Origin of the sequence: Mesobacillus subterraneus (assembly GCF_000934845.1) — a bacterium.
Lineage (GTDB): Bacteria > Bacillota > Bacilli > Bacillales > Cytobacillaceae > Mesobacillus > Mesobacillus stamsii.
Genome location: NZ_JXIQ01000001.1, coordinates 1 through 20,921 on the forward strand (window position 1 = coordinate 1; position 20,921 = coordinate 20,921).

At 42.5% G+C, this 20,921-nt stretch carries 23 protein-coding genes; 12 read left to right on the forward strand and 11 right to left on the reverse strand.

The genetic code is table 11. The features are described 5' to 3' along the window. Nucleotides 1-79 precede the first annotated feature (79 nt). Entirely contained in the window at nt 80-325 is a 246-nt protein-coding gene (locus UB32_RS00005; protein WP_044390160.1) for a helix-turn-helix domain-containing protein, read from the reverse strand. 195 nt (nt 326-520) lie between these two features. Here UB32_RS00005 and yugI point away from each other — a divergent pair, with 195 nt between their 5' ends. Together yugI and UB32_RS00015 are read left to right on the forward strand one after the other, a co-directional pair. After that, a complete protein-coding gene (yugI, locus tag UB32_RS00010) occupies nt 521-913 on the forward strand; it encodes a S1 domain-containing post-transcriptional regulator GSP13 (RefSeq protein ID WP_044390161.1) in 393 nt (130 codons plus the stop codon). Nucleotides 914-1,037: 124 nt separating this feature from the next. Next, nucleotides 1,038-2,231, forward strand: coding sequence for an ornithine--oxo-acid transaminase (locus UB32_RS00015; protein ID WP_044390220.1), 1,194 nt, complete (start codon nt 1,038-1,040; stop codon nt 2,229-2,231). 38 nt (nt 2,232-2,269) lie between these two features. On the opposite strand, the gene UB32_RS00020 is transcribed toward UB32_RS00015, so the two are convergent. Further along, complete coding sequence (locus UB32_RS00020) at nt 2,270-2,503, reverse strand: DUF378 domain-containing protein (protein WP_044390162.1); 234 nt, start codon at nt 2,501-2,503, stop codon at nt 2,270-2,272. Between the two features lie 167 nt (nt 2,504-2,670). On the opposite strand from UB32_RS00020, the gene UB32_RS00025 reads away from it, so the two are divergent. The 3 genes from UB32_RS00025 (at nt 2,671) to UB32_RS00035 (ending at nt 6,123) form a co-directional block, all read left to right on the forward strand. Further along, complete coding sequence (locus UB32_RS00025) at nt 2,671-3,834, forward strand: iron-containing alcohol dehydrogenase (protein ID WP_044390163.1); 1,164 nt, start codon at nt 2,671-2,673, stop codon at nt 3,832-3,834. Nucleotides 3,835-4,001: 167 nt separating this feature from the next. Beyond that, nucleotides 4,002-5,351, forward strand: a complete 1,350-nt coding sequence (locus tag UB32_RS00030; protein WP_044390164.1) for a glucose-6-phosphate isomerase — start codon at nt 4,002-4,004, stop codon at nt 5,349-5,351. Nucleotides 5,352-5,715: 364 nt separating this feature from the next. Next, nucleotides 5,716-6,123: a YugN-like family protein gene (locus UB32_RS00035; RefSeq protein WP_044390165.1), complete on the forward strand. Its 408-nt coding sequence runs from the start codon at nt 5,716-5,718 to the stop codon at nt 6,121-6,123. Here the strand turns inward: UB32_RS00035 and UB32_RS00040 are convergent. Further along, the gene (locus UB32_RS00040) at nt 6,120-7,109 is read right to left on the reverse strand and encodes a potassium channel family protein (RefSeq protein WP_044390166.1); all 990 of its coding nucleotides are present in this window, start codon (nt 7,107-7,109) and stop codon (nt 6,120-6,122) included. The two genes, UB32_RS00035 and UB32_RS00040, sit on opposite strands and share 4 nt — an antisense overlap. Nucleotides 7,110-7,253: 144 nt before the next feature. Between UB32_RS00040 and UB32_RS00045 the strand changes: the two genes are divergently transcribed. The 6 genes from UB32_RS00045 to UB32_RS00065 all read left to right on the forward strand — a co-directional run bounded on the left by UB32_RS00045 (nt 7,254) and on the right by UB32_RS00065 (nt 13,619). Next, a complete protein-coding gene (locus UB32_RS00045; protein WP_084221655.1) occupies nt 7,254-8,786 on the forward strand; it encodes a spore germination protein in 1,533 nt (510 codons plus the stop codon). Between the two features lie 13 nt (nt 8,787-8,799). Next, the gene (locus tag UB32_RS00050; RefSeq protein ID WP_044390167.1) at nt 8,800-9,897 is read left to right on the forward strand and encodes a GerAB/ArcD/ProY family transporter; all 1,098 of its coding nucleotides are present in this window, start codon (nt 8,800-8,802) and stop codon (nt 9,895-9,897) included. Continuing rightward, nucleotides 9,884-11,137 carry a Ger(x)C family spore germination protein gene (locus UB32_RS00055; protein ID WP_044390168.1) on the forward strand — a complete coding sequence of 418 codons (1,254 nt, stop codon included), beginning with the start codon at nt 9,884-9,886 and terminating at the stop codon, nt 11,135-11,137. The genes UB32_RS00050 and UB32_RS00055 overlap by 14 nt, the downstream gene beginning before the upstream one ends. A gap of 2 nt (nt 11,138-11,139) precedes the next feature. Next, on the forward strand, nt 11,140-11,298 hold the full coding sequence (locus UB32_RS19925; RefSeq protein WP_157841599.1) for a hypothetical protein: 159 nt from the start codon (nt 11,140-11,142) through the stop codon (nt 11,296-11,298). A 355-nt stretch (nt 11,299-11,653) separates the two neighbouring features. Then, the gene (locus UB32_RS00060) at nt 11,654-12,043 is read left to right on the forward strand and encodes a DsrE/DsrF/DrsH-like family protein (RefSeq protein ID WP_044390169.1); all 390 of its coding nucleotides are present in this window, start codon (nt 11,654-11,656) and stop codon (nt 12,041-12,043) included. Between the two features lie 142 nt (nt 12,044-12,185). Beyond that, a complete protein-coding gene (locus UB32_RS00065; protein ID WP_044390170.1) occupies nt 12,186-13,619 on the forward strand; it encodes a bifunctional metallophosphatase/5'-nucleotidase in 1,434 nt (477 codons plus the stop codon). 92 nt (nt 13,620-13,711) lie between these two features. On the opposite strand, the gene UB32_RS00070 is transcribed toward UB32_RS00065, so the two are convergent. From UB32_RS00070 to UB32_RS00100, 7 genes are all read right to left on the reverse strand, one after another. Continuing rightward, complete coding sequence (locus UB32_RS00070) at nt 13,712-14,299, reverse strand: peroxiredoxin family protein (RefSeq protein ID WP_044390171.1); 588 nt, start codon at nt 14,297-14,299, stop codon at nt 13,712-13,714. Beyond that, nucleotides 14,296-14,907, reverse strand: coding sequence for a hypothetical protein (locus UB32_RS00075; RefSeq protein ID WP_044390172.1), 612 nt, complete (start codon nt 14,905-14,907; stop codon nt 14,296-14,298). Before UB32_RS00075 ends, UB32_RS00070 begins: the two co-directional genes overlap by 4 nt. Beyond that, nucleotides 14,904-15,317, reverse strand: coding sequence for an OsmC family protein (locus tag UB32_RS00080; protein WP_044390173.1), 414 nt, complete (start codon nt 15,315-15,317; stop codon nt 14,904-14,906). The genes UB32_RS00075 and UB32_RS00080 overlap by 4 nt, the downstream gene beginning before the upstream one ends. A 56-nt stretch (nt 15,318-15,373) precedes the next feature. Further along, nucleotides 15,374-16,453 (reverse strand): sensor histidine kinase, encoded by a 1,080-nt coding sequence (locus UB32_RS00085; RefSeq protein ID WP_241768387.1) that lies wholly within the window; start codon nt 16,451-16,453, stop codon nt 15,374-15,376. Then, nucleotides 16,440-17,135: a response regulator transcription factor gene (locus UB32_RS00090; protein WP_044390174.1), complete on the reverse strand. Its 696-nt coding sequence runs from the start codon at nt 17,133-17,135 to the stop codon at nt 16,440-16,442. Before UB32_RS00090 ends, UB32_RS00085 begins: the two co-directional genes overlap by 14 nt. Nucleotides 17,136-17,181: 46 nt before the next feature. Continuing rightward, entirely contained in the window at nt 17,182-17,901 is a 720-nt protein-coding gene (locus UB32_RS00095; protein WP_347230901.1) for a cytochrome c biogenesis CcdA family protein, read from the reverse strand. Between the two features lie 274 nt (nt 17,902-18,175). Beyond that, nucleotides 18,176-18,361, reverse strand: a complete 186-nt coding sequence (locus UB32_RS00100) for a hypothetical protein (protein WP_044390176.1) — start codon at nt 18,359-18,361, stop codon at nt 18,176-18,178. 41 nt (nt 18,362-18,402) lie between these two features. Here UB32_RS00100 and UB32_RS00105 point away from each other — a divergent pair, with 41 nt between their 5' ends. Beyond that, nucleotides 18,403-19,305: a LysR family transcriptional regulator gene (locus UB32_RS00105; protein ID WP_044390177.1), complete on the forward strand. Its 903-nt coding sequence runs from the start codon at nt 18,403-18,405 to the stop codon at nt 19,303-19,305. A gap of 8 nt (nt 19,306-19,313) precedes the next feature. Here UB32_RS00105 and UB32_RS00110 read toward each other — a convergent pair whose 3' ends face one another. Then, nucleotides 19,314-20,909, reverse strand: a complete 1,596-nt coding sequence (locus tag UB32_RS00110; RefSeq protein WP_044390178.1) for a beta-propeller fold lactonase family protein — start codon at nt 20,907-20,909, stop codon at nt 19,314-19,316. Nucleotides 20,910-20,921 lie beyond the last annotated feature (12 nt).

The window sequence follows — 20,921 nt, forward strand, 5'->3', positions numbered from 1 at the left end:
TAAGTTTACTCCTCAGAGCTGGGAGTAGGATAACCGATTTGACAGAATAATATACCTGTAGTTTTCGTTTTTTTATTCATTATACATCAGTAGATTTTTCGCTTAGGTAAGACGGTGCAGCATAATAAACTTCCCTTATCAGCTCGGATGCTGGAACGTCGAGTGCTGTAGAAATCTTTAACATCGTTTGCATCGTAGGTATCTGCTCCCCGCTTTCGTATCGTTGGATCGTTCGAGTACCTACCCTGATTTTAAAAGCAAGGTCTTCCTGGGAAATTCCGGCTCGCTCACGAAACATTTTGATATTATGTCCAATTGCAACCATCGCTCTTCACCTCCAAAAAACTGTTACTAGTAGTTTATCATTAAAATTTTGAAAATACCGACAATATTTTGAACGTTTTCTAAACTTTCGGTTTGATTGCATTAACTTATTCTTTTTGATTAATCCTATAGATTGTGATATAATTTTTAATTGCGTATTAATGGGATAAAATAAAAAATATTTAGGAGTGTTTCCATGTCAGAGAAAATCGAAGTAGGCAGTGTTTTAACAGGAAAAGTAACAGGAATCCAGCCATATGGCGCTTTCGTAGCATTAGATGAAAATACACAAGGTCTTGTGCATATTTCGGAAATTACGCACGGCTTTGTTAAGGATATTAACGAGCAGCTGTCAGTTGGCGACGAAGTGAAAGTGAAAGTATTGTCAATTGATGAAGCAGCTGGAAAAATTGGCTTATCTATCCGTGCAACGGAAGAAGCTCCTGAACAGCCGCAACGCGCTAAAAAACCACGCAATAAACGACCAGCTGCAGTTGTTCAGTATCAGGACGACTCAGCACAAGGCTTCAATACGCTGAAAGATAAGCTTCAAGATTGGATCAACCAGTCAGATATGGCTAAAAAATAAGTTTTAAACCTGAAACCGGACATTGCGTCTGGTTTTTTTATTTTAGTTGGGGGTTAAAATGAAAAGGTTTGCAGGTTACAATAGGAGTGTCTACCAACTTTTTCATTGGAACGGAGGAAGATTCATGAAATTAAAAACGAATTCGCTGATTGAACAGACACAAAAGTATGGTGCAAATAATTATCATCCGCTGCCAATCGTAATTTCGAAGGCAGAGGGAGTGTGGGTAGAGGATCCTGAAGGCAATAAATATATGGATATGCTTAGTGCATATTCTGCTGTCAACCAAGGGCATCGCCATCCAAAAATCATCCAGGCGTTAAAGGACCAGGCAGATCGCGTAACGCTTACTTCAAGGGCATTTCACAATGATCAGCTTGGACCTTGGTTTGAAAAAATTTGCAAATTGACGAATAAAGAAATGGCCCTGCCGATGAACACGGGTGCGGAGGCAGTCGAAACGGCAGTAAAGGCTGCTCGACGCTGGGCTTATGATGTCAAAGGAGTAACAGAAAACCAGGCGGAGATCATCGCTTGCGTCGGAAACTTCCACGGCCGCACGATGACAGCTGTTTCTTTATCTTCTGAGGAAGAATACAAGCGCGGTTTCGGGCCAATGCTGCCAGGAATCAAACTGATTCCTTACGGAGATATGGAAGCTCTGAAAGAAGCAATCACTCCAAATACTGCAGCATTCCTGATTGAACCGATCCAGGGAGAAGCTGGTATCGTGATTCCACCTGAAGGCTTCATGAAAGCCGCTTTTGACGTGTGCAAAGAAAACAATGTCCTGTTCATTGCAGATGAAATCCAGGCTGGGCTAGGCAGATCCGGAAAAATGTTCGCATGCGAATGGGAAGGCATCGAGCCTGATGTCTATATTCTCGGAAAAGCACTCGGCGGCGGGGTATTCCCAATTTCCTGTGTGGTGGCAGACAAAGCAGTGTTAGAAGTTTTTAATCCTGGCTCTCACGGATCGACTTTCGGTGGCAATCCAATGGCTTGTGCGGTGTCGATTGCCTCTTTAGATGTGCTGATCGAAGAGGAACTTGCAAACCGTTCCCTCGAGCTCGGAGAATACTTTGCCGGTAAGCTTCGTGAAATCGACAACCCAATGATCAAGGATGTTCGTGGCCGCGGCCTGTTCATTGGTGTCGAGCTAGCAGAACCAGCGCGCAAATATTGTGAACAATTGAAAGAAGAAGGCCTGCTGTGCAAAGAAACACATGATACCGTCATCCGTTTTGCCCCACCGCTTGTCATCAGCCAGGAAGAACTGGACTGGGCGATCGAGCGAATCAAGAAAGTTTTGTCATAAAATGAAAAAAACCCGCTTCTTGGCGGGTTTTTCTTATCCTACCGGGTTGGGCGCGGTTCTGTTGCTCTTTCCTCGCTTTCGCTTGGCGCGAAAAGAAGTCCGATATTGATTAAACCGGCAAGTCCTACTAAACCATAGACGATTCTTGCTATCGCTGAATCCTGGCCGCCGAAGATTGCTGCAACAAGATCAAATTGGAAAAATCCGACTAGTCCCCAATTAATTGCTCCGATTATCGTAAGAACAAGTGCTGCACGTTGCATGCCGCTCATGGCAAATTCCTCCTTACATTAAATTTGTACATATATAGATTGTTTCAGTACGGTGTGAATTATTCATCTGATGTATTTTTCTTGTATCCTTTCTAAAACTAAGGAGTGTATTTTTTGCAATGCTTTTAAAAAAAGAACATAATAGTTTCTAGAGGAAGGTGATTTAAATGGATAACTTTACTTTTTACAATCCAACAAAACTGATTTTTGGCAAAGGCCAGCTGGAGGAACTTAAAAACGAGGTTCCACAATACGGAAAGAAAATCCTGCTGGTTTATGGCGGCGGAAGCATCAAGCGCAACGGACTTTATGATTCCGTAATGGGCACTCTAAAAGAAATCGGCGCCGAAGTATTCGAGCTTTCCGGTGTGGAACCGAATCCGCGGCTTTCAACTGTCCATAAGGGCGTTAAGATCTGTAAAGAAGAAGGCATTGAATTCCTTCTGGCAGTAGGCGGAGGCAGTGTCATCGACTGCACGAAGGCAATCGCTGCCGGGGCAAAATATGAAGGCGATGCCTGGGACCTGGTCACCAAGAAGGCGATGGCAACAGAGGCACTTCCCTTTGGAACAGTGCTCACTTTGGCCGCTACAGGCTCAGAAATGAATGCCGGTTCTGTCATCACCAACTGGGAAACGAATGAAAAGTACGGCTGGGGCAGCCCTGTCACATTCCCGAAATTCTCGATCCTCGATCCTGTAAACACTTATACAGTCCCTAAAGATCAAACGAATTATGGAATTGTGGATATGATGTCTCATGTATTTGAACACTATTTCCACTTGACCGAGAACACAGAATTTCAGGATCGCATGTGTGAATCCTTACTGATGACTGTGAAGGAAACAGCTCCTAAGCTTCTTGCAGACCTGGAAAACTATGAATACCGTGCAACAATTCTTTACTCTGGAACAATGGCGCTGAATGGAATCCTTAATATGGGTTATCGCGGTGACTGGGCTACGCATAACATCGAGCACGCCGTTTCAGCTGTATACGACATCCCTCACGGTGGCGGTTTGGCGATCCTGTTCCCGAACTGGATGAAGCATAATCTGCAGGTAAAACCAGAACGCTTCAAGAAAATGGCTGTAAGAGTCTTCGGCGTGAATCCGGAAGGCAAGACAGATGAAGAAGCTGGTTTGGAAGGAATCGAAAAGCTGCGCGAATTCTGGAGCAGCATCGGTGCACCATCTCGACTTGCTGATTATGACATCGATGACAGCAAACTGGAATTGATGGCGGATAAAGCAATGGTGAATGGCGAATTTGGCAATTTTGCTAAACTGAATCGTGAAGATGTTCTTGATATTTATCGTAGATCCTTATAAAATCAACCGGATCCGGGAATTTCCCCGGATCCTTGGTTTTAAAAAGGAATTACAGAAGCGTAAAAAAGATTTCACAATTGGGCACGCTTACATCTAAGGGTGTTTCTTGATTATTCGGATTCAATTCGATAAAGTGATAGAGAATATAAAATATTGGAGGATCAGACATGACACATGTTCGTTTTGATTACTCAAAGGCGCTTAGCTTTTTTGGTGAACACGAAGTTACATACTTAAGGGATTTTGTAAAAGTAGCCCATCATTCCTTACACGAAAAAACGGGTGCAGGCAGCGACTTTTTAGGCTGGATTGATCTGCCTGTTGACTATGATAAAGAAGAATTTTCCCGCATCCAAAAGTCAGCGGAAAAAATCAAGCGCGATTCTGATGTTTTGCTCGTTATCGGAATTGGCGGATCTTATCTAGGCGCACGTGCTGCGATTGAATTTTTGCAGCACAGCTTCTACAATGCTTTACCAAAAGAAAAACGGAGCACTCCGCAAATCATTTTTATCGGAAACAATATCAGCTCCACTTATATGACAGATGTGATCGACCTTTTGGAAGGCAAAGACTTTTCGATCAATGTGATTTCGAAGTCTGGAACAACAACCGAGCCTGCGATTGCTTTCCGTATTTTCCGCAAACTGCTTGAAGAGAAATATGGTGCCAAAGAAGCACGCAAACGCATTTACGCAACTACTGACAAAGCACGCGGTGCATTGAAGACCCTTGCTGATGATGAAGGCTACGAATCATTTGTGATTCCGGATGATGTTGGTGGCCGTTATTCTGTATTAACGGCAGTCGGCTTGCTGCCAATTGCTGTCAGCGGATCAGATATCGAAGCGATGATGAAAGGTGCTGCACAGGCAAGGGAAGACTTTGGCAAGTCAGAGTTGGAAGAAAATCCGGCTTATCAGTATGCTGTGGTCCGAAACACGCTTTACAATAAAGGCAAAACCATTGAAATGCTGATCAACTATGAGCCATCTCTTCAGTACTTCTCAGAATGGTGGAAGCAGCTGTTCGGCGAAAGCGAAGGAAAAGATCAGAAGGGCATCTATCCTTCCTCTGCGAACTTCTCGACTGACCTCCATTCACTGGGGCAGTATGTACAGGAAGGGCGCCGTGATTTGTTCGAGACGATCATCAAAGTGGAGAAGCCTCGTCATGAACTGACAATTGACGAAGCAGCAAGCGATCTTGATGGCTTGAACTATCTTGCTGGAAAGACAGTTGATTTCGTAAATAATAAAGCGTTTCAAGGAACAATGCTAGCCCATACAGATGGAGACGTTCCGAATTTGGTTGTGGAAATTCCTCAGCTTGATGAGTATACTTTCGGTTACCTCGCATACTTTTTTGAAAAAGCCTGCGCAATGAGCGGCTACTTGCTTGGCGTAAATCCTTTCGACCAGCCAGGCGTGGAAGCATACAAGGTGAACATGTTCGCATTGCTTGGAAAACCAGGCTTCGAAGAAAAGAAAGCAGAATTGGAAAAACGGCTTAAATAATAGTGAAAGGAGCACCCGAACGAGAAACGGGTGCTCCTTTTTTAATTTTAGAAACTGGAAAAAATCGCGTGGAATTTCCAGTTCGCCAATAAATTTTGAAAATCGCCAATAAGTCTGTGAAAATCGCCAATAAATTTGGATTATCGCCAATAAAGTAGTGAAAACCGCGAATAAAAATAAATTATCGCCAATAAATGTAATGGCACTAGAAAAACTGTCCGTCATCCGGCTTGTGGGCGGACAGAAATAGCAAAATTTCGGAAGTATAAACCAATTTCCAGTCAGATTCCGACCTTAGTCCACTAATTAAAAGGTCGCTTTTGGTTAAAACTAAGCGAAAATGAATGGAAAGGCGGAACGACCATTGATTCAGATACAATCGGAGCTAGAGGGCAAACATTTTGAGCTTTTCAAACTGGAGCAGCTGCTTAAACCGTTGGGATATTCGGTAGGCGGAAACTGGGATTATGATCATGGAGCCTTTGACTATAAAATGGATGATGAGGCGGGCTATCAATTTTTGCGCCTCCCGTTTAAGGCGATTGATGGGCAGTTAGACTCTAAAGGTTGCACTGTTGCATTACAGCGGCCATTCCTGCTATCACATAACTATCAGCGTGGACTGGATGACCATGCGGAAATTGGAAATGCCAGCGCCTCCTTTAACCAGTTCCAAGAGCCGGTTGATAAGGATGCAAGCTTTCCAAAAAAGTATATAGAAGTGGGCAGAGCACTTGTCCACGAAGTGGAATCAATCTTATTGCCGCATTAATCATTCGAAATGGCGAGAAGTTGATCCTCCTTTTTAATGCTGAGATTTTTTGGGGGGTTGACAATTAGGTCATCCCCTCTTTTTATTCCGATTAGGATGACGTTATTTTCCTTTAGCAATAAGCTGCTTGCTACTTGAAAATCTTTGCCGTGAAGGAAGGATTCCACCTGTATATAAGCCAAATGGTTGCTCTTTAATTCCGCTAGCAAATCAAGTAATGGACTGACTGCGTCAACAGAGGAGATCGTGTTCATCAGCACGGCACTCGTCAAAGCATTAGCTGGGATCAGCTCATCCGCTCCTGCTCTTCTCGCGTTATTGACTTGTTCACTCGTTTGAATTTCGGCAATACAGCGGATATCTGGATTCAATCCTTTGATGGCAAGCAGTGTTAATATCGTATGCATATCAGCTTGTAATTCATCTAGATTTTGATCTGAAGTAATCATTACTATTTTTGCAGTGGAAATCCGGGCTTTCCATAATGTCTCATCCTTGTTCGCTCGTCCCTTGATAAAATGAACATTGTCAGCTTTTATTGGATGGGACTCCAGTGTCTCATCGATTAGGATGATCGATTCTGTTTTCATAAGATTTTGGATGATCGTCCGCGACTTTTCATTCCAGCCGATAATGATCATGTGATCGGACCCTTTATAACCAACACGCCCCTCCATATATGCGTTTTGTTTTGTCACTGTTGCTGCGGAAAGGTGAATAAAATAAGAGGACAAAAACCCAGTCCCGAACAGGAGAAGGATCATAGCAGTTACTCTTCCTGCTGCGGAAACCGGGTAAAAGTCTCCGTAGCCCACAGTGGAGGCGGTAACAATAGCCCACCAAACCCCGTCAAAAACAGTTGGAAAGCGATTAGGCTCAATAATATGGATGACCGATCCAAACAGGACTACCATAAAAGCAGCCATCATCAGGATTCTCGTCCAAATCGGCAGCCTGACAAAGCGAATATAAAACTGGTTGGTCATTTCGAATCCTCCTCTCTCCACCCTGCTGCATTATTCTTCCCATTTTTTTCATCAAATAACGAATTTTTTTCTATACATAAATCTTAGCAATTTAGTAAAAGTTAAGAATAGGAAAAAGTGAGATTGTAGCGGGGAGAAGATTAGATGCTTAAGGAAATGTTTCAAGTGTTCAAGAAAAGGAAACAAAAACCACTCTCCATGCAACAGCAGCTTGTCGGAGAACAGACGGAGTTAAAAGAACAAAGTATATCCAGTGACCTCGAAGAGAATTTTCAAACTCTAAAAAAACTGTTTCATATCCCTAAAAATAACGACGTTAAGGTAAGGGAGTTATACATTGAAGGCTTAAATAAAAAGGCTTGCCTGCTATTTATTAGTACGATTTCTGATGTCAAAAGCATTGAAGAGAATATCCTAAAACCTTTACTCACAAATAAGTCTGGAAAGGAAATAAAGGAAATTGTATCGATACAGGCAGTAACAGAAATTCACCTTTTTAAGGATGCTGTCAAGAATCTTAATCAGGGAAACACGGTTCTATTAATAGATGGATGTTCCCAAGGCTTTGCCATGGACTGTCCGAATTTTCAAGGCAGGACAATTGAAAAGCCCAATACGGAAATTTTAATTAAAGGGCCGAAGGAAGCATTTATTGAAAAGGTCGACGTCAATATTTCCTTGGTAAGAAAAAAAATAAAAGATGAAAATCTGGTCGTCGAGTCAATAGACGTCGGGGCAAGATCGAAAAGTGAAGTATATATTTTATATATTGATGACCTGGCGAATGACAAGCTGGTGGAGAACATTAAAAACAGATTGAACCGCCTCGATGTGAATTCAATTCAAAATTTGTCATTGCTGGAAGAGTATATTGAAGAACGGAGCTACTCTTTGTTTCCTAGTATATTATCTACGGAAAGGCCAGATCGGGCAGCCACCTTTCTCGAGGATGGCTATATCGTTCTTTTAATGGACAATTCTCCTGACTGCCTTGTTCTCCCGGCAACTTTTTGGTCATTTTTTCACAGTCCGGAGGATCATTATCTCAGATTCCTTTACGGCAATTTCACGAGAGCATTAAGAATGGCAGCAATGTTTATTACGGTGTTTACCTCGGCGATCTATATCGCGATAACAGCTTATCATTCGGAGATGATCCCTTCTGAGTTAATGCTTGCGATTGCGGCTTCTCGTGAAAAAGTACCCTTTCCGGCTGTAGTTGAAATTTTGATGATGGAGTTTGCGTTTGAACTAATTAGGGAGGCAGGACTGCGAGTACCAAGCCCAATTGGACCAACAATCGGCATAGTAGGAGCGCTGATTCTTGGACAAGCTGCGGTTCAGGCGAATATTATCAGTCCGATCGTTATCATCGTTTCAGCTCTGAGTGGTCTCAGTTCATTCGCAGTAAGTGACATAAGTTTGAACTTTGCCGTTAGGTTAATTCGCTTTGTATTTATCATATGTGCCGCCTTTATGGGGATGTATGGGATGACTGCTTTTTTTGTAGCAGGCGTCTATTATATGGTTTCCATTAAATCGTACGGCGTTCCCTACTTGGCGCCAATGTCACCCAGCTATAAATCATCTAGTGACACAATGTTTCGCAGGCTGTTAAGAAATGAGAAATTCCGGCCAGGATTTTTAAAGCCTTCCGATTTACAAAAAAAACAATAATGGGGCATATAAGATGAAACAAAATAAGGGGACAATTGGGATTAAGGAATATATCGCTCTCGTAATTCTGACCGTAGGTGCCAAGCTAAGTGATGATACTCCGGCCATTCTGTTCGAAAACGCTAAAAATGCTGGATGGATTGCGGTTGCATTGATTGGCTTGTTGTCCGTTCTGCCTATTTTGTTCATGTTGAAAGTGTTTTCAGTTCATAGGGAAAAGAATCTTCATGAAATTATCCTTCACCTTTTCGGAAAATTCATTGGAAACATCGTGTCCGTTTTGCTGCTGTTTGGCGGAGTATTCGCATTGATTGTGGATTCCGGAATTTCTACCGATATTATTAGCTCTTTTTATTTTACAAAGACACCGCCAATTATTGTATATTCGATTTTGATGATGGTGTGCGCATACGGTGCGAAACGAGGGTTTGAACATATCGGCACAGCCGCCTGGCTATTGCTTCCTTATGTAAAAATCACCCTGTTTATTGTCTTATTATTTTCCTTCGGGGGTGGCACCTTCGGGTTCATATATCCTTTATGGGGAGAAGGTATGCTGCCAATCATAAAAACGGTAGCAAAGGATATGTCTATTTATGCGGATTTTCTCTACATTGGTTTAGTCGCCCCTTTGGTAACTTCCTTTAAAGTGTTAAAAAAAGGAACAATTTGGGCCTTAGCCATTGTCACGTTTGAAATATGCATTGCCATGGTGGCATTTGTGATGTTATTTGATTACACGACGGCAGAAATGCTTGCTTACCCATTTCATGAAACAATTCGCTATATTCATATAGGGTTTCTTTCAAATGTAGAAACATTTTTCTTTCCGTTTTGGCTGGTCGCGACATTTATTAGGTTCAGTTTTTATTTATACTTGAGTGCAACCTTACTGGGAGGAATTCTAAAAATCAAGGAATTCGAATACTTGATTCCATTATTGACGACCATCGTGATCTTATTGGGAGCAGCACCGGAAAGTCCTTCGATTACCCTTTCTGCTGCCAGAAAAATGAATTTTCAATTGCTAACTCCAGCCTTTTTTGTGCTCCCGCCATTAATGTGGATATTGGCAAAAATACGGGGTGACTTCAAAAATGAAACAGCATAGATGGCTCAAAATCATTCTTTTGTGTCTGCTTACGATGGGGCTTGCCGGCTGCTGGGATAAACAAGAGCTTAATGAGAAAGCTTTTGTGATTGGCATCGGACTCGATAAAGATGAAGAGGAAGGGAAGGTAAAAGTAACCTACTTAATCACAAACCCTGAGGCAGGAGCGCAGCAGGCAGGGGGAACTACAAAAGAGCCCCCCCAGGAAATCATCTCGCTCGTGGCGGATGATTTTATTTCTTCAAGAGATACGGCCAACGCAATTGTTGCGAAGAGCATTTCTTATAATTTGCTGTCCGTGCTGATTGTATCAGAGGATTTGGCGAGAGATCCAAACTTCATCCGGTTAATATATAGTGCTGCCAAGGACAGGGAAATCAAAAGAAGCTTAAAAATTATTGTGACAAAGGAAAAAGCAGAAGCATTCATTAACAATAATAAACCTAAGCTGGAAACCAGGCCTGATAATTATTTTGGGTTAATCATTAATAGAGGGCAAAAAATAGGGATGATCCCTGACGCAAACTTAAAGAGTTTTTTTACCGATACGGAAGGAGATGCAGATTTTTTCCTCGCTATTTATGCAACGACTGATAAGGAGCAACGTGACAAAGAAAATACAAGTGATGATAATTTGATCGCGGGAGAAATTAAGGAAGAGGGAACGTCCAATAATACGGAAATGATTGGTTCTGCCGTTTTTAGCCAAGGGCAGATGATTGGAAAAATGACAGGCGAGGAAACGAGAATTTCGAGCCTTCTGGATGATACATGGAATGCCGTGGATATATTGACGGCATATCCAGACCCATTTGATGAAAGGTATAGACTCACAGTGAGAATGTCCAAGCAAAAAAATAATACATATAAGCTAACAAATGATTATGGCAGGCCGCATTTTGAAATTACCGTCCCTCTATACATTGAAGTACTAAGTGATCCAAGCATGGTCAATTATGCCGGAAATAAACAGAAAGTGGTAAAATTGAAACAATATTTGACTGACAATATTGAGAAAAAGATGCAACAGTTTATTGAGAAGACTCAGAAGGAATTCAAAGGAGATACCTTCCACCTATCTGTCCCTTTTAGGAAGCATTTTGCTACACTAGGGGAATTCCGCGATTTTGACTGGATGAAAACGTATCCCGACGCAGAAGTCAACGTGAAAGTGGAAATTCACTTTGGGGAATTTGGCCGTCAGACAAAGTTGCCTAAACTGAAAGAAGTGAGGGATTAACATTGATATATTTTATCTGGGCTGCGGTATTCCTTGTAAGCTTTTATTCGATCCTGTTTTCAGTCACTCTTTGGAAGCAGAACAACAAGCCTGGTTCGATTGCGATCTTCCTGCTGTCGCTTTCAGCAGCAACGCTACCCTATTTTACGTTAGTAAAATGAAAAACCAGGCTGGAAAATCGATCTCAACTCGTTTTTTGGGTTCCAGCTTCCACACCTATTCTTGCAAAGAGCAGAAAATGAAGTCAAAATGGTTGCTGTTTTGGTTAATCTTTTTTACAATATACGCATAGTGTTTACCGTAGGAGGTATATCAACTTAGTATGGATTCCGCGAATTCATAAAATACTAAGCTTTAGGAAGGGGGAAAGTGATATCCATTTCTGCGGATAAAGTACTGAAATTAAAGGACTTCATGTCCAATTTCGATTGTCAACACGAAAAAACCAATAAATGTTGTTTTCGGGATGAACGAACCCGACAGAAACATCAGTTGAAAACTAAGGAGGACTAATAAATGAAAGTAGCTATCATCGCCTCTAACGGCGGAATGTTCGACGCATATAAAGTATTCAATATCGCCACTGCGGCAGCAGCATCAGACGCAGAAGTAGGAATTTTCTTCACATTTGAAGGTCTTAATCTGATCCACAAGGAAGCGTATAAGCAGCTTCCGACACCTGAAGGAACGGAGCAATTCCAGGAAGGCTTCGCTAGGGAAAATGTACCTCCTGTGGAGCAGCTTGTTGAGATGGCAGCAGAATTGGGTGTCAAAATGATTGCCTGCCAAATGACAATGGACGTTATGTCTTTGGAAAAAGACCAGTTCGTAGATGGCATTGAAGTTGGCGGTGCAGCTTCCTTTATTCACTATGCAAGCGATGCAGACATTACATTATCATTCTAACAATCAGACTGGCAAGATCAAGAAAGGAGTACCAATGTATTGGGTACTCCTTTATAATAAGAAAGAATAAATGTTAAGTAAATTAGGAAGTATGACGAAAAAACTGGGTAATTTTAAATCGTAAAATAATAAGGAGGATTCTATGGCTAAGTTGACAATCATTCAGCAGAACGATACACACGGAAGTTTGGATTTGCATGATGAATTATTTTGGAATGACAATCAGCCAGAGCTTAAAAAGACTGGCGGCCTTCCGAGAATTGCAAAATATGTTAAAAATCTCAAATCGAAAACAGAAAATGTGCTATTTCTTGATGGCGGCGATCTATTTCACGGCACACTTCCATTGGTTGCTTCAAAAGGAGAAGCGCTTATTCCTGCTTTACATAAAATGGAACTGGATGGCTGGGTTCCAGGAAATTGGGATTACGCCTATGGAAAAGAGCAATTATCTTCGTTGGCAAATGCCCTTCCTTTCCCTGCTGTCGCTTGCAATGTAAAGGAGTCAAATTCCGATTCATCTTTTTTAAAACCCTATATGATCAAAGAGTTTAAGGAAATGAAGATAGCGGTAATTGGTTTGACCTATCCATATGTCGATGAGACGATGCCGGAAAGCTTTGCTAACGGTCTTTCCTTCTCAAAAGGGGTGGAAGAGACCCGGCGTTGTGTCGAAGAGGTGAAAGGCAGTGTGGACCTGATCGTGCTGCTGAGCCATATGGGCCTCCCGCTTGATGTGGAACTGGCAACTCTAGTCGAGGGAATTGATATCATTTTATCTGGACACAGTCACGACCGGATCGAAAGACCGATTACCGTAAATGGTGCTCTCGTTGTCCAGGCTGGTTCCAGCGCCTCTTTCCTTGGGAAGCTGGAGATCACTTTGAAAGACGGTAAAATAGTTGACTATCAGTATGAATTGGGAGCAATCGATGAAAGCTTTCCTGTGGATGAGGAAATGGAAGGAATCATCGAAGAGATTCTGCTTCCTTACAAGAAGGAGCGGAAAAACATCGTTGGCAGGACGGAGTCGATTTTACACAGAATGACCTTGAATGAAGCTCCGATGGACCAGCTAATCACGGATGCGTATCTCGATGGCTTTCCTGAGTGCGACTTGGCTTTTTCCCACGGCTGGCGCTATGGCACACCTATCAGGCCTGGTGATATAACGGAATACGATCTGCATTCGATCATCCCGACAAATCCACAAATGTTCACGCTTGAAATGAGCGGGGAGCAGCTGATAAATGCGCTCGAAAAGAACTTGGAGATGGTATTTTCAAGGGATCCATTCAAACAAAAAGGCGGATATATCCTGCGATCCTCTGGACTATTCATGGCCTTCAAACCGTACAATCCTGATGGCAACAGGATCCAGAAGCTGCTCGTTGGCGGCAAAGAAATCAGCTTGACAAAAAAATATAAAATCGCCGGTGGCGGGAAACAGCTGTTCAAAAATGCAGAAGCCCGCAAAACATATCACGGTGTTCAGGCAATCGACGTTATCAAGAAGTTTTTACAACAACGGGGAACATACAAAGCTGTTCAGGAACCGAGGATCATCAGCATCTAAGGAATATCGAGGGCAAGAAACACAACGGCAGGAAAAATTTTCGGTTCCCCAAAACAAATAAAAAAAGTCACGGCCTTTCGCCGTGACTTTTTTTATTTTACTCCTGTGAGTTCCCTCATCATTTTCTCATCCATCGGTCCAATGACTTTCTTGGTTATCACGCCGTTTTCATCAAGGATATAACTCGTTGGGATCGTGTAGGCCTGGTAGGTTGTTCCTACATCCCCTTCTTCATCCAAAGGAATGGTAAAGGTTAACCCGTATTCGTCCACGAATTTTTGGACTTCTTCCACCCCTTTGTCCATGCTAGTCAAATTGACAGCAAGGATTTCAACGCCCTGATCATTGTATTGTTCATAGAAATTTTGCATATGTGGCATTTCGGCCTTACATGGAGGACACCAAGTCGCCCAGAAGTTTAAGATCACCCTTTTGCCGCGGTAATCGGACAGCTTAACAATCTCTCCTCCCAGCGTTTTCAGTTCAAAATCTGGTGCCTCAGCCCCTTCTCGTAAGGAAGACAGCTTTGCGCCAGGAATATCCTCCGTTGTATCAACGGATTCTCCTGTTGGGGCGGGTGTAGTCTTTTCGCTTTCGGTCGATCCTGGTTTCCAGATGTTGACGACCAAAATAACGACAGCCAATGCTAAAATTGCGAATGATAATAGATTTTTGTTCAATCCTGTAATTCCTCCTTATGGAAACTCTGGAATACTAGTAAAAAAATTCCAAGTGCATAGATCAGCAGGTTTTCCACTGAAAGCAAATTTGAAAAAAGACTGAGTACGAGTGCTTCAAGCATCAAGAAGAAAGTTGCATACTCCTTCGAAAGCTGCCTCCCTTGTAAGTAAAAGGCTCCATAGATCAACGTCAGGAGTACTTGTACACCTGCAGCGATGAAATTCTCTGAAAATGCGAACAGTCCCGTCCAATAAAGCAAGAAGAAAAGGAAATAGGCATGCAGATAATCTGTGCTTTTGATGATGCTTTCCTGTTTCCTTGCAATCCAAAATAAATAGCCTGCAATCCCTGCATAACCAAGAATTTGGCCTTCTGTGCCACCGTTAAAATAAAGGAGGGAGAAGGGGGTGTCAAGGAACATTTTGAAATTAAAAACCGCGTAGCTTAGCTTGTAGAGGGCTATGTAAAGGAAAAAGCTGTTCCAGTACCAATCCCCGATGCTCTTTTTTTCTTTGGCCCGAAAGATCATGGCACCAATAAATATGGCAGCAAACGCCGCAAGCAAATCTGCCGGCAGCGTGAATCTGCCAACTGTTATATAATTCAAGCAACATCACCTTTTTTGGGCTGGTCTGACAAAAATTCAATCTCGTATCGGATGTCAATGCTTTCAATGACGGATTGAATCATGCCGCAATTTTTCAGGACAAGCGAAGCAATCTTCTCAGCTTGCTTCGCCTTATCCACTGTCTCAGTCTGTACGTCAACATGAAAAGTCAATTGTTCAATCCTGTTTGCTTTTTCAGGATTTCTGACAGCTGACACCTTTACGTCGATGCTTTTATAGTCTATTCTCTTTTTGGCGAGAATATTAGCGAGCACTGAAGTACTGCAGCCAGTCAAGGAGGATACGAATAGCTCCAACGGTCTGTATCCCAATTCTGCATTTGGAGAAATTGGAAGCAACCCATATTCCATCTGTCCGGTAAGCTTTTCATTAATATAAATAAATTTCATAAAAATCGCTCCTTCATACGAAAACCAATTTTTCAGAACAGTATGCTATCGCATTGTTAAGAATTGATTAAGAATTGGGATTGGAGTGGGAGCTTGATCCAAAATGAGTGAGTATGCCCATCTGTATCGAGACCAATATGTCCCTGGTGGGCATTCATGATACTTTTGGCAATCGCAAGACCGAGTCCGGCTCCCTCCGCTTTTGTGCTGCGGGATTCTTCAAGCCTGTAAAATCGTTCGAAAATCAGGTCTTTATTTTTCGGGTCGATATAAGTTCCTTCATGGGTAAAAGTCACTTTGTAGTCTGTCCCTTCTCGCTGCCCTTGGATAGCAAGATGCCCACCAGTGTCATAATCGATACAATTTTGCAGCAGATTAGACAGCACTTGTTTCAAGCCATCTTTATGGCCGAGAACAGGAGCATGGTCGATTCTCTGGTTCACGGCCTGAAATCTAGCTGACAGCTTTAGATGAAACGCTGCAACTGCTTCTGTCAATACTTGTTTCATATCCATTTCCTCAAATTGCTTTTCAGGGAAATGGGACTCCTGGCTCCATTCATCCAGCTCGGCTATCAAGTCGACAATTCTTGTGATTCGTCGGGATTCTTCAAGAAGCGATCCGAAAAGCTCCTGATCCCCCTTTAAAACACCACCGTGGAGAGCTTCCAGATACCCATTGATATTCGTCAGCGGTGTCCTTAATTCATGGGCAATATCCCTTAGCATTTCTTCACGCCTTTTTTGAACAACCGAAAGAGCATCGGTCATGGCATTGAAATTTGTTACGAGTTCCCCCAACTCCCCGCGTGCCTGTACATCAATTTTCGAAGGGATCGTTCCTGTTTTCAGCTGATTTGCGGCAGCTGACATCGCTTTAACAGGATTCACAATTCTTTTGACTGAAAAATAATGCAAAAGCCCGGCGGCGATGAAAGCGATCATGCTTACTTTGATCAGGAATGAATTCAAGGTTTCTACGAGCTGCTGGCCAGTCACTTGTTCGTGATTGACGAGGTAGCAGGCATAGTCTTTTACTGATATACCGGCAAGCATAATGACCAGCAGGATGACGATGCTGTTGATCGCAACTAGCTTCGATAACAGCAAGCTTGCAATGCCTTTAATTCGCCGCAAATTTATACCCCATTCCTCTCACAGTCTGAATATAATCCTTTGGCGTTTTCTCCTTGATTTTCTCACGAAGATTTTTAATATGGACATCGATTGTCCGCTCAGTCACGGCCTTTTCGTTATTTTCATAAATGGTATCAAGTATTTGTGTCCGCGAAAGAATCTGTCCCGGATGCTGCATGAACATATGGAGGAGCCTGAACTCAAAATTGGTCAAATCGAGTGGTGCACCATCCACCAGCGCCTGGCCCTTTGCCGGTTTAAGCGTCAGTCCTGTAAAGGTCAGCTTCCCGCATCTGCTTGCCGTCCTTCGTAAAACGGCTTCGATTCGGACCATAAGCTCAGCAGGACTGAATGGTTTTACCACATAGTCGTCGGCGCCAAGCTTGAAGCCTTCAATTCGGCTCTTTTCTGAAGCCTTTGCAGTCAGCATGATGACAGGCATCATGCTTTCCAAATCGTTCCGCAGCCAGCGACAAATTTCTTCCCCGCTTTTGCCAGGAAGCATCAGGTCAAGCAAAAGGATGCAAGGATCATATTTTTCAATCATCTCCTGGGCGTCAATTCCATTGTCCGCTTCGAGCACCTCATAGCCCTCATTCGTTAAATAGATTTTGACAAGCGTCCTTATTTTTGGATCGTCTTCGACTACCAATACACTTTTGCCGATCAGTTCTTTCTTCACAAAAATAGGTCACTCCTTCAGGTAGTAAGGTAGATCCTTTTTAAAATCAAAATCCAAACAAGCTGTATGCTGATAGCCAAGCGCTTATTTTCTGCATTTGGCCAGATAGGACTAGGAAACCCATGCCTACCATTATCATACCATTTATGAGTGAGAGTTTTGACAGGTATTTATTGATTTTCTTGATCGCATTTAATGAATAGGAAATGACGAAAGAGATAACCAGGAAAGGCACCGCCATTCCAAGCGAGTAAGAAATCAGCAGGTACATTCCTTGATATAGAGTGTCGGATGAACTGGCCAGCAGCAGAATGGAGGATAGCGCTAATCCGACACATGGGGACCATCCGCTTGCAAACGCCATTCCTAGAAACACTGAACTGAAAACGCCCTTCGATTTCGTTTCCGAATGAACCTTTTTCTCCATCATTAAAAATTTAATATTCAGCAATCCGGCCATCTGCAAGCCGAAAATGATGATCAGCAATCCAGCAATCTGCATAACGATCGTTCTGTAATTTGCAAAGAGCTGTCCCAAAAGTGTTGCTGAGGCACCCATGATAATGAAAATGATACTAAAACCAATAATAAATCCAAATGACCGGGTAAAAAGCGTTGTCCGATTAACCGCGACCTTTGATCCCTCAATTTTGCCTCCTGTTAAATGAGTGATGTAAGCGGGGAGGAGAGGGAACACGCACGGGGAGAAAAATGATAAAATCCCGGCGGTAAACGCAAAAAACAAACCAATATCTGACATATTCATATTCACTCCTTTTCTATCAACTATTTTGGGCAGTTTTTGTTAAGGATTAATGAAGAAAAATTCCTGTTATACCCCAATTGGTATATAACGTACTATATTGTATAATGACTGAGAGTGACTTTCAATTTTTTTCTCTTTCAAGTGAGAACTGATTTTTTTACCATTTGCTAGCTAGTATACTGTGTTCCTGAAAAAAATAAAACCCAGGAGTGCTCCTGGGTTTAATTCTTCCTTATTTTACCTCCGCATTTACAGCTTTGTGGTATAATGCCTATTAATGATGTAAGTTTCTTCTGATCCCGAAATAAGTGAACAGGGATACGGTTGCTAATATAGCCATCGACGCAATTTCAAATTTCAAATCGCGATTGCTGATAGAATCGCCTTTAGTGAAGTACATTAACCCGAAAATAAAAGCGGATAATACAATAACGGTAACTGCGAAATCTAGTTTCTTCATTATAATTCCCACCAATCTTTAAGTAAAGGGGCACGATCATATTGAATCTTGAACATCTGAAGACATTCATTGCAGCTGCGAAATATGAAAGCTTCTCCCAGGCAGGAAAGATGCTGAATCTTTCGCAGCCTGCAGTCAGCCACCAAATCAGCCAGTTGGAGACATACTATAATAAACAATTGTTCATTAGGGCCAATCGGAAAATAAGGCTGTCAGAAGCAGGGAAAATCCTGTTTGAGCATGGTCAGCAGCTCCTGGCATTAAATGCGAAACTGGAAAGCCTTCTCGCTGAAGGAGATCGTAGTGAAACAATCAAGATTGGCTGTAGCAATACGATTGGTGAATGCCTCATATCCAAAATGATCCAGGATCTTATAAAATGGAATCCTGATATAGCAAGCCACCAAATCCAAGTCACAATCGGAACATCGATCGAAATTACTGATTTTCTCTATGCATCTGACATCGATGTAGCGCTAGTTGAGGGACAAGCTGGACGCTATGATTTTATTTCCCATGAATTCTATGATGATATGCTCGTACTTGGAGTGTCCCCGCAGCTCAGAGTCCATCCGGAAAACCAGGATCCAGCAAAGCTTGAAGAAATGACATGGTTGATTCGCGAACCCGGATGCGCAATTAGACAGGCTACACTGGATTTATGGAAAGGCTTGAACATCGAACCGAAGTCCGTCCTTGTTTATAACAGCAATACGCTAATCAGGGAAGGGGTGAAGAATGGTCTTGGTGTTGCAGTGTTTTCTAATCTGGCTATTTGTCCGGAGGTTCAATCCGGACAGATCAATGTCAGTCATTTTAAAGACAGGGACCGCTTTCGCCCATTCTACCTGTTAAGGAAGGAGAAGCAGTTCAAGTCAAGCCTCCATGAGAGAGTTTGGAACTTTATCAGAAGTCAAGCTGGAAATCCGAAAGCTCCTTGTTAACGTGTTTTTCATTTATTATTCTTATCCTGCTTCTCTTTTGAAAGTTCTGCTTCTAATTCCGTTTGAATTGAGAGTGACTTGTGCTGGTCAGAAGCAAGGTAATCGATGATTTGCTGTCTTTGTTCATCGTTCATTTTTGCGCCGTTCCCCTTCATTCGGTCGACAACAGAAGTCCAAGCTTCCGCACCTTTGCTGTTGTTCCTCATGATACGTCCAATATCATGACACTGGAGGCAAGTGCCAAGAAAGGCTTCTTCATTGACATCTCGTGCTTTTGGAAAAATAAGCGTGGATGCTTTTTTGATTCGAGTTGCTTCTTCTGCATTCTGTTCCTGCTGGTATTTGACTAGCAGTTCTTTTGGAACATTCGTCTTGATCGCGATGCCGTTAGGATTTAACCCGACTGGAATGGTGGTTCTAAAGTCTTTCTTTTTCGTCAGGTCGATTTTTGTGAGCGTCTTGTCGCCCCAGTTGGAACCGAACACCATGCTGCCATCCGGGCTCCAGCTTAGCCAGTGGATATTCTGGACTCCCCAGATTTTCCTTACAATTTTAAAATTATCTTCCGGGTCCATTACAGTTAGATAGCCTGCACCATTTTGGGAGGTATACCAGTATCCGTCCGGACCAAGATAAGGGATATTTGTTCCTGGACCAGTCTTGATCGTATGGATAAATTTCAATTTATCCGCATCCATAATCGAAATGGACCCATCATTCCGATTTCCAGTTGCAAGAATATGCGTGTTGCCCATGAAGCTCACGTTAACTGGTTTCGGGATATCTCCGAATTTTTTCAGAAGCTTCTCGGACTTGGCATCGTAAAGGGCGACTTCATTGTCTGCTGTATTTGAAACCGCAACATATTTTCCGTCGTTTGACATATCAAGACCAGATCCTGTTCCTTTCCCATAGTCGGTGGTAGTTCTTTCCAGTTTTCTCATTTCGCCTGTTTCAATGTCAATGACGGTAATGAATGGCTCCGCCTGTAAGCTGACAAACAGCTTTTTGCCATCAGGCGTAACATTTAAATCCCTTGGTTTCTTGCCTACATCTTTGAACACCTTAATAAGTTCAGCATTGTTGGCGTCAATCATCCCGACAGCTCCTACGCCATTCAAGGAGGTGAAGGCATACTTGCCATCTCTTGACATCGTCATATGCTGTGGCGCTGGGGCATTTTCAAAGCCTGGAAAATCAATGTTATGGGATTCCAATGTCTCCATGTTGATGGCTAAAACGCTAGTTCCGTATCGCTGTGTTGCAAAAGCCCAAGTTTGCTTTTTGTTCAAATGAATATGGTGGGGAGTACCTGAACTTTGAATGTATTTAACGACATTCCCCGTTTTGATGTCAGCAATGGCAACTCCGTTGCTAACTTCATTTGATGACAGAATCCAGCCTTCGCCATTCCAATCTGTATTGGTATCTGCATTTCCGTTCGGCTGGTCTTTCCACCAGTTGGAAGAATAATCTTCATGAACAGGCGGAAGCTCTTTTTTATTCACCTCAGCAAGAGAGGTATTTTTCACTGCGGCCTCCGTGCATGCGGTAAGGGAGACAGCTAATAGAACGAACGCGGATAGCTTTAAGCTCTTTTTCATTATTGATTTTCA

Excerpts from the sequence above, each read along its gene's own strand:
- UB32_RS00005 (WP_044390160.1), bottom strand. The coding sequence starts at position 325 with ATGGTTGCAATTGGACATAATATCAAAATGTTTCGTGAGCGAGCCGGA.
- yugI (WP_044390161.1), top strand. The coding sequence starts at position 521 with ATGTCAGAGAAAATCGAAGTAGGCAGTGTTTTAACAGGAAAAGTAACA.
- UB32_RS00015 (WP_044390220.1), top strand. The coding sequence starts at position 1,038 with ATGAAATTAAAAACGAATTCGCTGATTGAACAGACACAAAAGTATGGT.
- UB32_RS00020 (WP_044390162.1), bottom strand. The coding sequence starts at position 2,503 with ATGAGCGGCATGCAACGTGCAGCACTTGTTCTTACGATAATCGGAGCA.
- UB32_RS00025 (WP_044390163.1), top strand. The coding sequence starts at position 2,671 with ATGGATAACTTTACTTTTTACAATCCAACAAAACTGATTTTTGGCAAA.
- UB32_RS00030 (WP_044390164.1), top strand. The coding sequence starts at position 4,002 with ATGACACATGTTCGTTTTGATTACTCAAAGGCGCTTAGCTTTTTTGGT.
- UB32_RS00040 (WP_044390166.1), bottom strand. The coding sequence starts at position 7,109 with ATGACCAACCAGTTTTATATTCGCTTTGTCAGGCTGCCGATTTGGACG.
- UB32_RS00045 (WP_084221655.1), top strand. The coding sequence starts at position 7,254 with ATGCTTAAGGAAATGTTTCAAGTGTTCAAGAAAAGGAAACAAAAACCA.
- UB32_RS00050 (WP_044390167.1), top strand. The coding sequence starts at position 8,800 with ATGAAACAAAATAAGGGGACAATTGGGATTAAGGAATATATCGCTCTC.
- UB32_RS00055 (WP_044390168.1), top strand. The coding sequence starts at position 9,884 with ATGAAACAGCATAGATGGCTCAAAATCATTCTTTTGTGTCTGCTTACG.
- UB32_RS00060 (WP_044390169.1), top strand. The coding sequence starts at position 11,654 with ATGAAAGTAGCTATCATCGCCTCTAACGGCGGAATGTTCGACGCATAT.
- UB32_RS00065 (WP_044390170.1), top strand. The coding sequence starts at position 12,186 with ATGGCTAAGTTGACAATCATTCAGCAGAACGATACACACGGAAGTTTG.
- UB32_RS00080 (WP_044390173.1), bottom strand. The coding sequence starts at position 15,317 with ATGAAATTTATTTATATTAATGAAAAGCTTACCGGACAGATGGAATAT.
- UB32_RS00095 (WP_347230901.1), bottom strand. The coding sequence starts at position 17,901 with ATGAATATGTCAGATATTGGTTTGTTTTTTGCGTTTACCGCCGGGATT.
- UB32_RS00100 (WP_044390176.1), bottom strand. The coding sequence starts at position 18,361 with ATGAAGAAACTAGATTTCGCAGTTACCGTTATTGTATTATCCGCTTTT.
- UB32_RS00110 (WP_044390178.1), bottom strand. The coding sequence starts at position 20,909 with ATGAAAAAGAGCTTAAAGCTATCCGCGTTCGTTCTATTAGCTGTCTCC.